Source organism: Bacteroides sp. AR20 (genome assembly GCF_964250605.1).
Lineage (GTDB): Bacteria > Bacteroidota > Bacteroidia > Bacteroidales > Bacteroidaceae > Bacteroides > Bacteroides uniformis.
In genome coordinates this window covers 21327-38250 of record NZ_CAXUGK010000002.1, presented here as the reverse complement: position 1 = coordinate 38250, position 16924 = coordinate 21327, and the positions used below count along the sequence as shown (strand labels likewise).

The 16924-nt window shown below is 50.5% G+C and carries 13 protein-coding genes and 1 pseudogene; 4 read left to right on the top strand and 10 right to left on the bottom strand.

Annotated features, from left to right (window positions below):
* Window positions 1–3: 3 nt before the first annotated feature.
* The 3 genes from ACESTD_RS01440 to ACESTD_RS01430 all read right to left on the bottom strand — a co-directional run bounded on the left by ACESTD_RS01440 (window position 4) and on the right by ACESTD_RS01430 (window position 2770).
* Complete coding sequence (locus tag ACESTD_RS01440) at window positions 4–909, bottom strand: alkaline phosphatase (RefSeq protein WP_044468248.1); 906 nt, start codon at window positions 907–909, stop codon at window positions 4–6.
* An 89-nt stretch (window positions 910–998) separates the two neighbouring features.
* Window positions 999–1586 (bottom strand): epoxyqueuosine reductase QueH, encoded by a 588-nt coding sequence (locus tag ACESTD_RS01435; protein WP_009037437.1) that lies wholly within the window; start codon window positions 1584–1586, stop codon window positions 999–1001.
* Window positions 1586–2770, bottom strand: a complete 1185-nt coding sequence (locus ACESTD_RS01430) for a DUF5009 domain-containing protein (RefSeq protein WP_373158637.1) — start codon at window positions 2768–2770, stop codon at window positions 1586–1588. Before ACESTD_RS01430 ends, ACESTD_RS01435 begins: the two co-directional genes overlap by 1 nt.
* Window positions 2771–2876: 106 nt before the next feature.
* Between ACESTD_RS01430 and ACESTD_RS01425 the strand changes: the two genes are divergently transcribed.
* The 4 genes from ACESTD_RS01425 (at window position 2877) to ACESTD_RS01410 (ending at window position 9435) form a co-directional block, all read left to right on the top strand.
* Window positions 2877–4469 (top strand): DUF6377 domain-containing protein, encoded by a 1593-nt coding sequence (locus tag ACESTD_RS01425; protein WP_373158638.1) that lies wholly within the window; start codon window positions 2877–2879, stop codon window positions 4467–4469.
* Window positions 4470–4674: 205 nt separating this feature from the next.
* A complete protein-coding gene (locus ACESTD_RS01420; RefSeq protein ID WP_373158639.1) occupies window positions 4675–5925 on the top strand; it encodes a glycoside hydrolase family 5 protein in 1251 nt (416 codons plus the stop codon).
* Between the two features lie 360 nt (window positions 5926–6285).
* Window positions 6286–8511 (top strand): glycoside hydrolase family 3 C-terminal domain-containing protein, encoded by a 2226-nt coding sequence (locus ACESTD_RS01415; protein ID WP_373158640.1) that lies wholly within the window; start codon window positions 6286–6288, stop codon window positions 8509–8511.
* 258 nt (window positions 8512–8769) lie between these two features.
* Entirely contained in the window at window positions 8770–9435 is a 666-nt protein-coding gene (locus tag ACESTD_RS01410; protein WP_373158641.1) for an MIP family channel protein, read from the top strand.
* Window positions 9436–9569: 134 nt separating this feature from the next.
* Here ACESTD_RS01410 and uxuA read toward each other — a convergent pair whose 3' ends face one another.
* The 7 genes and pseudogenes from uxuA to dapB form a co-directional block, all read right to left on the bottom strand.
* A complete protein-coding gene (gene uxuA / locus ACESTD_RS01405; RefSeq protein WP_373158642.1) occupies window positions 9570–10742 on the bottom strand; it encodes a mannonate dehydratase in 1173 nt (390 codons plus the stop codon).
* A 34-nt stretch (window positions 10743–10776) separates the two neighbouring features.
* On the bottom strand, window positions 10777–11589 hold the full coding sequence (locus tag ACESTD_RS01400) for an SDR family oxidoreductase (RefSeq protein WP_057097399.1): 813 nt from the start codon (window positions 11587–11589) through the stop codon (window positions 10777–10779).
* Window positions 11590–11726: 137 nt separating this feature from the next.
* Window positions 11727–12944 (bottom strand): annotated as a pseudogene (locus ACESTD_RS01395) (alginate lyase family protein); the annotation flags it as partial.
* 5 nt (window positions 12945–12949) lie between these two features.
* Window positions 12950–13591, bottom strand: coding sequence for a WbqC family protein (locus tag ACESTD_RS01390; RefSeq protein WP_117703736.1), 642 nt, complete (start codon window positions 13589–13591; stop codon window positions 12950–12952).
* 89 nt (window positions 13592–13680) lie between these two features.
* On the bottom strand, window positions 13681–14616 hold the full coding sequence (gene lepB, locus ACESTD_RS01385; protein WP_373158643.1) for a signal peptidase I: 936 nt from the start codon (window positions 14614–14616) through the stop codon (window positions 13681–13683).
* The gene (lepB, locus tag ACESTD_RS01380) at window positions 14613–16106 is read right to left on the bottom strand and encodes a signal peptidase I (RefSeq protein WP_178682824.1); all 1494 of its coding nucleotides are present in this window, start codon (window positions 16104–16106) and stop codon (window positions 14613–14615) included. The genes lepB (ACESTD_RS01385) and lepB (ACESTD_RS01380) overlap by 4 nt, the downstream gene beginning before the upstream one ends.
* Window positions 16107–16112: 6 nt before the next feature.
* Complete coding sequence (gene dapB, locus ACESTD_RS01375; RefSeq protein ID WP_057087365.1) at window positions 16113–16877, bottom strand: 4-hydroxy-tetrahydrodipicolinate reductase; 765 nt, start codon at window positions 16875–16877, stop codon at window positions 16113–16115.
* Window positions 16878–16924: the final 47 nt, after the last annotated feature.

Genomic DNA, 16924 nt, shown 5'->3' with positions numbered 1-16924 from the left:
TTTTTATTTGAAAACCTGCAACATAGGACGTCCTATCCATACTTGTGGCTGTTTCAGCCCGAAGATGTGGGCAATGGTGGAGGCAACGTCATACTGCATCATGCTTTCGTGGAATTCGCCTTCTTTCTTAATGTTCTTTCCGGAGATGATGAAGGGAGTCTGCATTTCCTGCATGGTCTTGCCGCCATGTCCTTTTTCAATACCTCCGTGGTCGGCAGTAACGACGAAGATTGTTTCTTTCAGCATGCCTGCCTCTGTAACGGCCTGGATGATGCGGCTCACATAACCGTCGAGTTCTTTCAGTTTGGCGTAATATTCAGGAGTATTGTGTCCGGCTTGATGGCCTACATGGTCGGGGTTGTCAAAGCAAATGGCAAGAAGGGTCGGTTGTTTCTCCTTGATATACTTTTCTGCCATACCGCATAAGGCTTCGGGATGTTTGTTGTAGTCGGGCGCTTGCGCATAGTGGCTTAAGGCAAGAGTGTCTACAAGGTATTTGATACCGTCCCATTCATACAGGCAGCCTATTTCCGCTTCCGGCCGGGCATCACGTAGCAGCTGGAAGATGGTAGGAAATATGCCGTGCTGGTTCAGTACGCGTGACGGAAGCTCGGGAGTCTTGGAGCCCCATTGCGTATATCCGTGCAATTCAGGACCTGCCCCCATAAACATGCTTGCCCAGTTGACGGCGCTGGAGGAGGGAAGTACAGTCCGTTTTTCTAATGTATAAGAACCGTCTGCCATCAGTTGCTTGATGTGGGGGATGTCTGCTTTGGGAACACTGTAGCTACCCCAGCCGTCAAGACCGATGAAAACTACGTGTTTTGCTTTTCCCTTGGCATTGCAGGGAACTGAAAAGAGGCATGCCACTGCTAGGGCGATGAATAATGTAAAAGTCAGTTTCTTCATGTTTTCTTTAGTTCTTATTGTTAACATGAAACAAAGTTACGGGAAACGTACCTAGTTTTAGTACGATATCGTACATAATCCGGCCGATTTTATATCGTTTCGTTCTTTTCCAACCGTTGCATGCTGAATTCACAGCCGCAATACTGCTGGTTGTAGAAGTCATACTCTTTCAGCAGTTGGTTGCGCCGGTCCTGAAGTCCGCCTTTCCGCCAGTTCTGTTCCCAGAAGAGGGTGCCCGGGTAGAGCGCGGCGGCACGGCGTCCGGCTTCATTGATTTGTTCCAGGCTTTTCCAGCGCGAAGAGGCGAGGGTAGTGGTGAATACGGAGAAACCGTGTTCGGAGGCGTAGCGGGCTGTCTCTGTCAGGCGCAGGGTGAAGCACTTCAGGCAACGGCTGCCGCGTTCCGGTTCGTGCTCCAGGCCTTGCATGGTGTGCAGCCAGTGTGCATAATCGTAGTCTGCATCGATGAAATCGATGTTTTTGGAGGTTACGAAACGGATAGCCTCGTTTTTCCTTATCTCATATTCCGCCTGCGGATAGATGTTGGGATTGCAGTAGAATACGGTGGGGCGTATGCCGTTCTCCAGCATGCACTCGATGATGGCAGAGGAGCAAGGTGCGCAGCACGAATGCAGCAGCACCTTGCGGTCACCGTTGGGTGTTTGGACTTTCAACATTATACTTTCAGTTTAATCTTGCCTTTCACCAGCAGGCCGGTCAGCCCCACAATGACAAGCGAGAAGACGAGGGACTTGAGCAGCCCCGGTACACCGCTTCCCAATGCTTCGGGATAGTGCAGATGCAGCAGTTGCTGGACAGCATACCAGATGTAAGGGATAATATAGCAGGTCAGCGTTGCCGTGCCTGCGGGTTTGATAATATCGAACCAGTTGGTCTTGCCTTTCACGTCCGTCAGCCAGTAGAAGAAGCCGAACAAGGGGAAGAACATGGCGAGGCAGTAGAACAGCCATGTCGGTGTGGCTTGTATTTTGGATATAATCCAGAACGGGTGTGAGACGAGGGCAAGGACAAGCATTCCTATGCCGAGGGCACAGAGCATGCCGATGAACCGTCCCGGCCGTTCCCGGTCGGCATAGCGCTGCATGAGCAGGGAGGTCAGTACGCCGGACATACCAAGGGCATGCAGCGTCCAGTCGCTCGGGATAAAGGGAAGCAGGACAATCCGGCTGCCGTACTCTCCCGGTATCAAGTCGGAATGGCTGACTACGGCAAGCAATACGACCACGAACCAGGCAATGGCATTCTTCCGCAGGTTCTCCCGAGTGAATAGATAGATGCCTGCACATACCGCATACGTCCAGCCGATAAGTCCGAGGATGCCCCACCAGCTTATCTGGAACGGTTTCCCGTTCATGTCCTTGTAGATGACGAGGAAGGCGAGCAGCAGCACGCCTGCTGTTTTCATTGCGGTGAAAAGGGTCTTTTTCGTTCCTTCCGCTTTGGGATATACCCCCCAGGTGAGGAAGAAGCCGATGACCATCAAGATGGAAAACCATTGATGTGAGAGGCCGCCTTCGATGCCTCCGCTGTTCAGTGAAAACAGTCCCATGGCAATCAGTGCCACTGTCCGCCAGAAGATATGGGCCACGACTTGCAGGGTGTTGTCTCCCTTTTTGTACCGGTTTTGTATGGCAAAGGATACGGACATGCCCATGCAGAAAAGGAAAGCAGGGAAGATGGTGTCGGAGAATCCCATCATGTCTTCGTCCATCCTGGCATGCATCAGCCAGTGGGGCACGTTTTTCAGTCCGGGAATGTCGTTGACAAAGAGCATGAGGAACATGGTGAGTGCGCGGAATACGTCTACCGCGGCAATCCGTTGGAGTGTTAAGCTTTTCATGATAGATAATTTGTTTGGGGGTTTTGAACGCAAATATAGGAAACTATTCTTTCCGATGCTACTGCTTTGCAGGATTTCTTGCTATATTTGCATGAACTTTATGGTCATGGAAAGGAGATTGTTCATTTTTTGTTTTCTTGCCGTCGTGGTATGGCAAAGTGTGGCTTTGGCTGCCGGCATGTCGTCTTTCACTGCACTGACGGCTTCTTTGGATGAGGCTATCGAGGCGCATCGGCACTATGTCGCCGTGCGTGAAGGGCGCATTGCCCGGCTGAAGTGCCAATTGCTGGATGCCGACACCGCCAATCTCTCTTTTTTTCGATGGAATGGGGAAATTTATAAGGAGTACAAGGCATATATCTGCGACTCTGCCATCCATTATCTTCGTGTCAATCTGGATTGGGCAGAACGCTATGGCCAACGGAATGCAGCACTCGAAACAAGGCTGGAGCTTGCCCACCTGATGGCTTCGGCAGGCATGTACGAGGAAGCCGCCGAACTCTTGAGGCAGACGGACAAAGCCTCCCTTCCCTCCCATCTGCTGCCGGACTATTACAATGCCTGTCATAAACTTTACACAGAACTGAGTTTCTATACGCTGGACGATTCTTTCAAGAAGCATTATCAGGCTTTGGCTACCCATTATGACGATTCTTTGATGCAGGAACTTCTGCCTTCATCCCCCCTCTATCTGGAACGAAGAGAGACGCGGGAGGCCGCTACAGGCCATCCGGACGAAGCCTTGAGCATCAATGATACGCGTCTGGCACATGCCAAGCCCAATACTCCCGAATATGCGCTGGTGACCTATCAGCGCTCATTGCTCTACCGCCGGCTCGGGAACCGGGAGGAGGAGAAGCGCTATCTGGCTTTGTCTGCACTGACCGATATTCGCCTGAGCATCACAGACCATGCCTCACTCTGGAACCTGGCGGAACTTCTTTATGAGGAAGGGGATATGGAGCATGCCTACCGTTACATCCGTTTCTCGTGGGACGAAACCAACCGATACAACGCCCGTAGCCGCAGCCTCCAGACTGCCGGCATCCTTTCACTGATAGACCTCACTTATCAGGCCATGCGTGAGAAGCAGAATGACCGGCTCCGGCTGTACCTCTGGCTCATCAGCGCTTTGATTGTGCTGTTGGTGGTGGCAGTGGGCTTTATCTACCGGCAGATGCAGCGACTCTCTGCCGCACGGAACAAGCTGGAGCATGCCAACGAGCAACTGCAACTCTCAAACAACATCAAGGAGGAGTATGTGGGCCGTTTCATGAACCTCTGCTCCGTTTATATCAACCGGCTGGATACCTACCGGCGGATGGTCAACAAGAAAATCTCTGCCGGGCAGATGGAAGAGCTGCTGAAGATGGTGCGTTCCCGCGAGGTGCTGGACACCGGACTGAAGGAACTCTATGATAACTTTGATACTGCCTTCTTGCACCTTTTCCCCGATTTTGTCGATAAATTCAATGACTTGCTGCAGCCCGAAGAACGCATCGTGCTCCGTAAAGGCGAGTTGCTGAATACGGAACTCCGCATTTTCGCCTTGATTCGTCTGGGCATCGACGACAGTTCGCAGATTGCAGAATTCCTCCGTTATTCCGTAAACACCATCTATAATTACCGTGCCAAAGTGAAGAACAAGGCCCGCATTTCGCGCGAGGACTTTGAAATACGGCTGATGCAGATACGCTGACAATACGTCAAACCGGCTTTTTGAATCCACTTTCTGCCTTTCTCTTCTTTTGATTATATTTCTGATTATTAGTTGTTTGTTTGTTCATGCTTCTTCACTCCTTCCACCTATTCCCGATTCGCCGGTACGAGGTGTTCTTATCTTTCCTAACTTTGGGGAAGCAAAAGCGAATATCGCAACTAATACTATAACCAAAATTATTGCCATGAAACATTTATTAGCGACAAGCATTTCCATCGCCTTGCTGTCTTTGGGCCTTGTGGGATGCGGTGAGAAACAAGCGACAAAAGAAGTAACTTCGGATGCATTCGTAACCATTCAAGGTCAGGACTTGATAAAGCCCGACGGTACCAAACTCTTCATCATGGGTACCAACCTGGGCAACTGGCTGAATCCGGAAGGATACATGTTCAAGTTCAACAAGACCAATTCCGGCCGTTTCATCAATGAGATGTTCTGCCAGTTGGTGGGACCGGACTTTACGGCCGACTTCTGGAAAGCATTCAAGGACAATTATGTAACGCGCGAGGACATCCGCTTCATCAAGGAGCAGGGTGCCAACACCATCCGCCTGCCTTTCCATTACAAACTGTTTACGGACGAGGACTATATGGGGCTGACTGCCGACCAAGACGGCTTTGCCCGCGTGGACAGCCTGGTAGAGTGGTGCCGCGAATCGGACTTGTACCTCATCCTCGACATGCACGACGCTCCCGGCGGACAGACGGGCGACAACATCGACGACAGCTACGGCTATCCCTGGCTGTTCGACAGCGAAGTCAGCCAGCAACTCTACTGTGACATCTGGCGCCGGATAGCCGACCGCTACAAGAACGAACCGGTCATCCTCGGTTACGAACTCTTCAACGAGCCCATTGCCCCTTACTTCGAGAACATGGAGGAACTCAACGGCAAGCTGGAAGATGTATATAAGAAAGGTGTAGCCGCCATCCGCGAGGTGGACAGCAACCACATCATTCTGCTGGGCGGTGCGCAATGGAACGGTAATTTCAAGCCTTTCAAGGACTCCAAGTTCGACGACAAGATAATGTACACTTGCCACCGTTACGGAGGCGAACCTACCCAAGCTGCCATCCAGACGATTATCAACTTCCGCGACAGTGTGAACCTGCCCATGTACATGGGTGAGATAGGCCACAATACGGACGAATGGCAGGCCGCTTTCTGCCAGACGATGCGCGAGAACAACATCGGCTATACCTTCTGGCCCTACAAGAAGATGGACGGTTCTTCTTTCGTCGGCATCACTCCGCCGGAGAACTGGGCAAACATCGTGTATTTCTCCGAAGCACCGCGTGCCACGTACAAGGAAATCCGTGAGGCACGTCCCGCGCAGGCCATGTCCCGCAAGGCGATGATGGACTTTATCGAGGCATGCAAACTGAAGAATTGTGTGGTTCAGGAGGGTTATATCCGGTCATTGGGAATGAAGTAGCGGGTGCTGCCTCGCTGCAAACAGTACGTATCAAGTCCTAGAGGATGAGATGCCGGGACTTAGCATGAAAGAGGTAGGGACTGAGCTGTACACACCATAGGACTGAGCACCCAAAACATCTGGATGTTTTAGGACAAAACATGGGGATGTATTGGGATAAAACATCCGGGTGTTTTGGGGTAAAACATGGGGATGTTTTGGACAACAACATCCGGATGTTATGGGTACTCACTATACGGGTGTAAGGACTTCAGTTCCTATGTAGGTAGGGCTAAGTCATATTCCCTTGTATGTTGGAGATTATCAATGGTACGGACTGATTATGATTGCTTACTTATATAACAACTTAATTATACAACAATGAAAAAAGTATTATTCGGTTTGGTTCTGGCCGCTGTCGCGCTGCCTCTTTCGGCCCAGCAGAAGCCCGTCTATCTGGACGCAAGCAAACCTATTGAAGAAAGAGTGGAAGACGCCTTGAGCCGTCTGACCCTGGAAGAGAAAGTGAAGTTGACTCATGCGCAAAGCAAGTTCAGCAGTGCGGGTGTGCCCCGTCTGGGCATTCCCGATGTATGGACGGACGACGGCCCCCACGGCATACGTCCCGATGTGTTGTGGGACGAGTGGGAACAAGCCGGATGCACCAACGACTCCTGCGTGGCTTTCCCTGCCCTGACCTGTCTGGCGGCAACCTGGAACCCCGAAATGTCTCTCCTTTACGGACAGAGCATCGGTGAAGAGGCACGCTACCGCAACAAGTCCGTCCTGCTGGGCCCCGGTGTCAATATCTACCGCACACCGCTCAACGGACGCAACTTCGAGTATATGGGTGAGGACCCTTATCTGGCCGGAAAGATGGTGTCGCCCTATATCCGGGGCGTGCAGCAGAACGGCGTGGCTGCCTGCGTGAAACACTTCGCCTTGAACAACCACGAAGTGAACCGCCACACCACCAACGTCATCGTGGACGACCGTGCTCTTTATGAAATCTATCTGCCTGCTTTCAAGATGGCCGTGCAGGAAGGCGGAGCGTGGAGCATCATGGGTGCCTACAACCTATACAAAGGCCAACATCTTTGTCACAACCAATACACATTGAACGATATATTGAAGGGCGAATGGGGATTCGACGGCGTAGTCATTTCCGACTGGGGCGGCACGCACGATACCTGGCAAGCCATCACCAACGGGCTGGATATGGAATTTGGCAGTTGGACCAACGGGCTCTCGAACGGTGCCAGCAACGCATACGATAACTATTATCTGGCAAATCCCTATCTGAACCTCATCCGCGAAGGTAAGGTAGGTACCACGGAACTGGACGACAAGGTACGCCGCATTCTGCGCCTTATCTTCCGTACGGTGATGAACCCCGACCGTCCGTGGGGAAGCATGCTCTCTCCGGAACATTACGAGGCTGCCCGCCGCATCGGTGAGGAGGGCATCGTACTGTTGCAGAACAAGGGCAATGTGCTCCCGATAGACCTGAACCGGACTAAAAAGATTCTTGTAGTGGGCGAGAATGCCATCAAGATGATGACCGTAGGCGGTGGTAGTTCTTCCCTGAAGGTACAGCGCGAACTCTCTCCGTTGGACGGCATCAAGCAGCGTGTGGCCGGCAAGGCCGAGGTGGTCTATGCCCGTGGCTACGTGGGCGATGCAAGCGGTGAATACAACGGGGTGGTGACCGGACAGAATCTGAAGGATGACCGTACTCCCGAAGAGCTGATAGCTGAAGCCGTGAAAGAGGCCCGGGATGCCGATTATGTCATCTTCATCGGCGGCCTGAACAAGAGCAACGGCCAGGACTGCGAGGACTCCGACCGTAAGGGTCTGGGCTTGTCCTACGGTCAGGATGCCGTTATCTCCGCACTGGCCGAGGCGAACAAGAATCTGATTGTCGTCAACATCTCCGGCAACGCCATTGCCATGCCGTGGGTGAACGAGGTGCCTGCCATCGTGCAGGACTGGTATCTGGGTTCCGAAGCCGGCAGTTCCCTTGCCGCCATCCTCATGGGTGATGTCAATCCCAGCGGCAAGCTTCCGTTCACCTTCCCCGTGAAGCTGGAGGACTGCCCGGCCCACAGTTTGGGCGAATATACCGGCAAACGGAGCAAGGACATCATCGACATCAAGTATAATGAAAGCATCTTCGTGGGCTACCGTTGGGCCGATAAGCAGAAGAAGGTGAAACCGTTGTTCCCCTTCGGCCACGGTTTGAGCTATACCACTTTCGAATATGGCAAGCCGACGGCCGACAGCAAGACCATGCAGGCCGACGGTACGCTGACCGTGAAGGTTTCTGTAAAGAATACCGGAGCGCGCGAAGGGCAGGAAGTTGTCCAACTGTACATCAGTGACAAGAAGTCCTCTCTGCCTCGTCCCGTCAAGGAACTGAAAGGTTTCCAAAAGGTGAAACTGGCTCCGGGCGAAACAAAGGAAGTCACATTTACCATTGATAAGGAGGCTCTTAGCTTCTTCGATGACACCCAGCACGCTTGGGTGGCCGAGCCGGGCAAGTTCGAGGCTGTCATAGCAGCTTCGGCAGCCGATGTGAAGGGAACGGTTCCTTTTGAATTGAAATGATGTAGGGAAATAAAGTTTCCTTTTAGGTTATTATCAAAGATAGTGTAGATGGAGGGTGTGGCCGTGAGGTTGCACCCTTTCTTTGTACTCTTTACAAGCCAATATGTTTTCTTATATTTCTGAGTTTCTTCGGGTTGGCTAAAGAAGATGCAGATATGCTGGATGTTAGAGTCAAAGCAGTGATGTTTTGTAGTAATGGGTGAGTTTTTACCGCCGTGTTTGGGCAGATTTTCATCTTTTATATTTATTTTTACAGAAATGATCGGGACAATGGTTCTTGTCCTGATGGGATGTGGTAGTGCTGTCTTTGCCGGAAGTGCGGCGGGGGCGGTTAGTGCAGGTGTCGGAACGCTGGGAGTGGCTTTTGCTTTCGGCTTGTCCGTTGTGGCGATGGCATACGCTATCGGAGGAATCTCGGGCTGTCATATTAATCCTGCCATTACCCTGGGCGTTCTGTTGTCCGGCAGGATGAGCGGGAAAGATGCAGCCATGTATATGGTGTTTCAGGTTATCGGGGCGGTTATCGGTTCTGCCATTCTTTATGCATTGGTGTCTACGGGCGCTCATGGTGGTCCTACGGCTACCGATTCCAATGGGTTTGCTGACGGAATGATGTTGCAGGCATTCATTGCAGAGGCTGTGTTCACGTTTATCTTTGTGCTGGTTGTGTTAGGTTCTACTGATTCCGAGAAGGGGGCGGGTAATCTTGCAGGATTGGCCATTGGTCTTACGTTGGTATTAGTGCACATTGTTTGTATTCCTGTTACGGGAACTTCTGTCAATCCTGCCCGTAGCATCGGTCCGGCACTGTTCCAGGGTGGCGAGGCTCTCTCTCAGTTGTGGCTGTTCATTGTAGCTCCGTTTGTGGGTGCTGCGCTGAGTGCCGTTGTATGGAAAGTGCTTGCTGCAAAAGAAGGTAAATAAATGTCGGCAGACAGTGCCTTAAGAAGAGGCGGCTGATGGCAGAAAACTTATAAAGGGAAGCCCTCCGTCCGAAACTTTGAAGTTTCGGACGGAGGGCTTCCTGTTCTTTCCTTATGCTTGCTATATCTTGTGCCTTATTCGTACAGCGATTTGGCTATACCCATTTCCAGTCCACGAAGCTCTGCCAGTCCGCGCAGACGGCCGATACAGGAATAGCCGGGATTGGTTTTCTTCTTCAAGTCGTCTACCATCTGGTGTCCGTGGTCGGGTCGCATCGGGATAGAGACACCACGGCGTTGTTGCAGTTCAAGGAAGGCTTTCATCACGTGATACATGTCCACGTCTCCTTCCAGGTGGTTGGCTTCGTAGAAATTGCCTTCGGCGTCGCGTTGTGTACTGCGCAGATGGACAAAGTTGATGCGGTCGGCAAATTGCTGCATGATGACTGCACAATCGTTGGCGCTGCTTACACCGAGCGAACCGGTGCAGAGGCAAAGACCGTTGCTCTTGTTGGGAACAGCGTCAATCAGTGCCTGGAAATCGGCAGCACAGCTCATGATGCGTGGCAGGCCGAGGATGGAGTACGGTGGGTCGTCCGGATGGATAACGAGCATGACACCTGCTTCGTCGGCTACCGGAGTGATTTCTTGCAGGAAATAGATCAGGTTGGCACGCAGGCGTTCCGGAGTGATGCCCTTGTAGCGGTCCAGTTCCTGTTGGAACTGTTCCAGGGTGAAGCTTTCTTCTGAGCCGGGAAGTCCGGCAATCATGTTGCGTACAAGCAGTTGTTTGTCTGCCTCTGTCATCTGTTCGAAGCGGGCACGGGCTTTGGCCTTTTCTTCATCGGTGTATTCGCCTTCTGCACCGGGACGACGTAGCAGGAAGAGGTCGAAGGCGATGAAAGCGGCACGTTCAAAGCGGAGGGCACGACTGCCGTCGGGTAGTTCGTAGGCGAGGTCGGTACGTGTCCAGTCCAGTACGGGCATAAAGTTGTAGGTGACAATGTGAATGCCGCATTTGCCCAGGTTACGCAAGCTCTCTTTATAGTTGTCGATATACTTCTGGAAGTCTCCGGTTTGGGTCTTGATATGTTCGTGTACGGGTACACTTTCTACTACAGACCAGCGCAGACCTACGGCTTCAATCATTTCTTTCCGTTTCTTGATTTCCTCTACTGTCCATATTTCCCCGTTTGGAATATGATGCAAGGCGTTTACAATGCCGGTAGCCCCGGCTTGTTTGATGTCCCAAAGGCTTACCGGGTCGTTGGGACCGTACCAGCGCCAGGTTTGTTCACAAAGAATCATGTTATTTATTGTTTGATGATTTGCAATTTACTATTTACATGGCGAATGCGTTGAACCCTCCGTCCACTACAGCCACCGTACCGGTGACAAAGCTGGAAGCATCGCTGATGAGGTATTGGATGGTTCCGCAAAGCTCTTCTGCACGGCCCATACGTCCGAAGGGAGTTTGGCGAATCACATCTTGCCCACGTTCCGTGTAGCTTCCATCCGGGTTCGTCAGCAGGGCACGGTTCTGCTCTGTGAGGAAAAATCCGGGTGCGATGGCATTTACACGAATACCTTCACCAAACTTCTTGGCAACTTCCGTAGCCATGAAGGCTGTGAAATTGGAGATACCGGCTTTTGCGGCAGCATATCCGGCTACACGCGTCATGGGGCGGAAAGCAGCCATGCTGGAGAAGTTGACAATAGCACCTGCCTTCTGCTCCACCATCGGTTTGAGGAAGACTTGTGTAGGCAGTACGGTACCGGTCAGGTTTAATTCCAGCACCCGTTGGAACTCTTCTATCTTCAAATCGAAGAAAGTGCCCGTGGGCGCGATGGTGGCACCCGGCATATTTCCGCCGGCTGCATTCAGCAGGGCATCTATGCGGCCATAGGCTTTCAGGATGTCAGCCAAGTTCTGTTCCAGCAGTTCACGGTTCATCACGTCGGTTGTCAGGAACATGGCTTCTCCACCGTTTGCCTTGATTTCTCCGGCAATGGCGTCCCCTATTTCTGCCTTGCGTCCCAAAATGACGACCTTTGCACCTTCTTCTGCCAGATGAAAGGCGATGGCTTTCCCCAATACTCCTGTTCCACCGGTTATGACCACTACTTTGTCTTTAATGTCAAATAAGTTTTTCATGATTCGTTCATTTAAAAATTACGTTGTGTTTTATTTGATTAGCGTTGCAAAAATACGGAATAATCCGTTGCACTGACTAACAATCATACAAAAAAGATGCATTTGTTGTCCGGAAGAAAGTGCTATTTCCTTATCGGGTTGTCCAATGCCGTGGCTTGTATATACAGTAGATTGAAGTTGTCATGCGGTTTTAGGATACGGTGGGCATAATAAAGATTCAGGTAGTCTTTGCGTGCAGGATTCAGGTAGACGGCAGTACGGTAGAGGTCTTTGCAGAAATTCTGTATCGAGCTTTCCCAGCCGCTTATCTGCTGGTAGGGCCATTCACTGAGGCCCTTTCCGACGTAGGAAGCCAGGAAATCCATGGCTTTGTAGAAGTTACGTCCATCGGTAGAGGTGATGTCATCCAGCTTGATTCCAAGATTTTTTGCCATCAGCATGATGTCAATAAAGTGGGTCAGGTTGTACTGTGAGTAGTGGAAGGCAAGGGTACGTTGCAGTTCGTGCGGTTGTCGTCCGTCAGGAGCTATCTGGGGGAAGATACGTTTTTGGGGGAAGTCATTGATGATTTCCTGCGCCAGTTTCTTGTTACCGGTATAGAGGGCGAAAGCTATGATTTGGGCATCGTAGGCTACGCTGTGGTTGTTGGCACTGGCTGCTTCTTCCTTACCTTGCGGACTGGCGAGCATCCAGTCGGTCAGTTTGGAAAACCATTTCTTCAGTTGTTTGCTGTCCTGGGTAGTAAATGCTTTTGACTGTTCTAGCAGTGCCACAGCATCCAGCATTTCTATGAAGGAGTAGGTGTCTATCAGCCCATAGCAGCGACCTTTGTCGTTATTGTGTCCCGGTATCATTTGTGCATATTCCAGGTTGGGGTTCATTCGGGTGTCTTTGTTCAGAAACCATACGCGGATAAGTTCTGTGGCTTTCCGGGCATACTGCTCTTCTCCGCTGAAGTACCAGACCAGAGCCAGGGTAGTGATGCGGCCGGCTGTTGTTCCCAACCGATTACGGTCTAGTTTGTTCAGTTCAGGATTGGATACGCCGTCGCGGTTGATGTAAGGCAGGCCGTTTGGCTTTGTCGGGTCGGGCCAATAGTATCGGGCTTGGCTCATATAGTCATGCTTGTCACCGCTGGCAGGTGTTTTTTCTTTCATCATGACAGAAAGGGGCTGGGCGTCCAATAACCTGTCCGCTTCCGCTTTCAATATCTCGTAAGTTGTGGCATAGAAAGGCTCGTGAATAGAGTGCTTTACATTTGCAAGGTGTGCTGTGTTCCAAATGGATTGTGCTTGCATACAAGATGCCAGAAGCAGGAATGCAAGCGTCCATTGTATTGTTGTTTTCGGTTTCATGTCTTTTATTTTAGAGCGATGGACTTCTGTAATACCAATAAGCTTTCCGGTCCCATATTGAACAGCAGGTCTATGATGCTCAAGTTGGGCAGAAACCCGAGTCTCTCTTGAAACACTTGATAATAAGGTTGTGGTGAGAATTCTGTATCTTCCAGAGAAAAATCCTTTTTCGGATGAATGCGTTCGCGGAAATCTGTCTCATCCGGAGCAAACTCAGTCCGGTATCCGGTAGTACGTGCCATATCCGGTTGCAAGTCTATCAGGGAGCAGACGAGGTGGCAAAGTTCTTCGTTGAAATCGGCTAAGAATTCATATTTCTGTTCATAGAAGGGACGGAAGTCATCCTTGTAGTATTCAAAGAAAGGAGTGTGGTTATAGGCAGATTCTATGGCATTCCAGTGCAGATGCCGCCAGTTACCGTGGTCGGAGATACGGATATCGCGCATCGGGCATTTTAGGCTATCCGGCTTTACGGTAGGGATGGAAAGTGCCAACTCGCCGTCCGGTGCGGCAATGGTGCAGCGGTTGCGGTAAGTCTGCTTCATATAGTGGTCATGCTGTTCGATGAATACTTTATCGTATGCCAGCAATTTGGTATAATATTCTATGGGAGCCAAATAGGCGGAAGAAAGAAAAACTGTTTTCATCAGTATATTTACGATTAGATGATTTGCGATTTACGATTGAAGCTACTGTTCATTGTTTGTATTTTCATTTTTATTCTTTCATTTGTTTGTCATTCCACTCTTTTCCATATCTTGCCCCATCGGTAACCGCTGAAAGGTCCTGTTCCCTTTTCTTTGGAGAACCAGATGATAGATGCCTTGCCTATGATGTGGTCTTCGGGGACGAAACCGAAAAGACGGGAGTCCGAAAGATTGATGGCATTGTTGGCACTTACCCAGTAGTAGTCTTTGGTAAAATGGCAGTGTTGCACGGGTTTGCCTTCCACATAAAGGGTGTCGTTCTTGATTTCGGTTTGTTTCTTTTCGTGAAGTACCAGGGTGTTTCGCAACAAAGTCTTGTTCCACGGATATACGCGTATGGCTTTGCCTTTGCTGGGGATTATCAGAGGTTTCAACATCTCCATGGAGTCTTCCTTGACAATCGGTTCTATCCAGCAATTCCCGTTCATGGCTTGTTCCAGCAAGTAGTGTTCATAGCGGCTGAAACTACGTATATTCTTTATTGAGTCCTGTCCCAATAGTTGGTTGGGAGCGATGGAAAGGATGGAAAGCAATGAATCCAACTGTTGTTCCCGTTGACTGGGGTAAGAATAAAGAAACTTCTGGTCGGGTGCATTCTTTTCGGAAGGAATCACTGAAAAAAGCGAATCTATCAGCAAGGTATCTCCAGGAGTACCGATGCAACGGCTGATAAAGACTTCCCGTCGGTCAATCACGGGTTCTGAAAGATTGGCAGGATTGTTGAATACAAGAATATCCTCTTTCTGCACCGGACTGTCCGCCCAGCGATGATATCCCCATAACTTCATGAAAGGAAGCCGCAGACCGTAGCTCCACTTGTTTACAAGAATACGTTCACCCTGATACAGTGAGTTCTCCATGCCGGAAGAGGGGATAAGATAGGAAGTTGCCACACAACCCCGAAGCAGCACCACGACGAGTGCCACTCCAACTATTGTGATTGCTATCTTACACCCTTTTTTCATTTAATGCCGTCCATCCACTTGAATATCCGGTTCCAGCGTATCTTACCGTCAAACCAGCCTCGGTCTTTGTCCAGTGACAACCATACTACGATAGGCTTTCCTACGACATGGTCTTCCGGCACAAAGCCCCAGTAACGGGAGTCGGCGGACTTGTCGCGGTTGTCGCCCATCATCCAGTAGTAGTCCATATTGAAGGTATAGGAGTCGGTCTTTTCACCATTGATGTAGATGCCGTCTTCCTTGACTTCCAGTTTGTTGCCTTCGTAAGCAACGATGCAGCGTTCGTAGATGGGAAGGTTGTCCTCGGTCAGCTTGATGGTGGCGCCTTTGGCAGGAATCCATATCGGGCCGTAGTTGTTGCGGTCCCATTTGGTGTAAAGGTTCAGCGGATACATCTGTCCCGAGAACTCTCCCGGCTCGATGATAATCTTGCTGATGAGTTTCTTGTTGCCCGTAAGGGTCTTGTACATCTTTTTGGTGAGCGGAAGATGATAGACCGGTGCCAGCCTGCCCTGGGCATCCCGGCGGTCCAATCCCATTTCAATCAGATTCTCTTCCCAGCCCAGACCGTCGGTCATCAGTGTCTGGTCTTCTTTGCTGATGCCCAGTTCACGGAACATATCATCGGTGATATAAGGACCTGTAGTCTGTACAAAGTAGTTGAACTGCATTTCTGTAGGGTTCTCGATGGCTTTACCGTCGATGTATACCTGTCCTTTCTTGATTTGCAACGTATCGCCGGGCAGGCCTACGCAACGTTTTACATAGTTTTCACGACGGTCAACGGGGCGTATGACAATGTCACCGTACATTCTCGGATTGGAACGGATAAGATTACGTCCGGCATTGTAGTACAGGTCGTAGACAGTACGTTGCTGCTTGCGTGTCAGGCTGTCCATATTCACCTTGTTGGGATACACGCGTTTTCCTTCTTCGTAAGCAAGGGTATAGAAGTCTGTCTGCTGGAAGTTGGTGGCTACCGTGTCGCCTGCCGGGAAGTTGAACACCACAATATCGTTCAGTTTCACTTTGCCGAAGCCCGGCACACGTTTGTATTCCCATTGGGGCCATTCGATGTACGATTTAGTGTTGAACACCGGCAGCGTATGTTGTGCTAACGGCATGGAAAGCGGTGTATTTGGTACGCGCGGGCCATAGCTCATCTTGCTGACATAAAGGAAATCGCCTACCAACAAGGATTTCTCCAGTGAGGAAGACGGTATCTGGTAATTCTGGAACACATAGATATTTACGAAGTAGACGGCTACCAGCGCAAATACGATGGCATCCACCCAACTCATGATGCTGCGTACGGCAGGATTCTCCGATTTCTTCCAGAACCCCCAGGGTATCTTCTTACTGATGTAGATGTCAAAAATGAAGGGTAGTACAATCAGTCCCAGCCAGCTTTTTACCCAAACCAGAAAGGCAAGGTAGAGCAGGGTGACTATACTGAATTTAATCCATTGGGTGCGTGTTGCTTTTCTCATGATGTTTTAGTCTTTTAAAAATGGAAACAAGTCACTCATTCCCAAAGCACCTTCGTGCTTGGCGGTATATTCGGCAGCAAGGACAGCTCCCAAGGCAAATCCCCTGCGATTCTTGGCATCGTGGGTGATAGTGATGCTGTCGGCTTCGGAGTCGTAGCGGATGCTGTGGATGCCCGGTACTTCTCCTTCGCGGATAGAACTTATGGGTAGCTCATTGGCTGCACATTCCGTAGAGCCCGAAACGGTTCCGTCGGGAGCTTGGAAAGTCCCTTCTACCCATTTGTCCTTACGGTCGAGATTCTCCAGAATACCTTCGGCAAGCGTGATGGCCGTTCCGCTCGGAGCGTCCATCTTGTGGATGTGGTGCGTTTCGCTCATTGTCACATCATAGGCAGGGAATTGGTTCATTATCTTTGCGAGGTACTTGTTGACGGCAGAGAAGATGCTTACTCCCAAGCTGAAGTTGGAAGACCAGAACAGTGTCTTGCCGCCTTCGGTACAAAGTCTCTTCACTTCGTCTCCATGTTCCGCCATCCAGCCCGTACTGCCGGATACCAGTTTGACCCCGGCGCGGAATGCCTTCATATAGTTATTGTATGCAACCATGGGGTTGGTGAACTCTATGGCAACGTCGGCGCTCTTGAAGGCTGCCGATTCAAAGTCTTCCTGATTGTCGACATCGATGATGCTTACAATTTCGTGTCCGCGGCCAAGGGCTATTTTCTCGATTTCCTTGCCCATTTTTCCGTAGCCGATTAATGCGATTTTCATTGTTTCTATCTGTTTTTATTTAGTTTATCAACAAACTATAGGTCGCA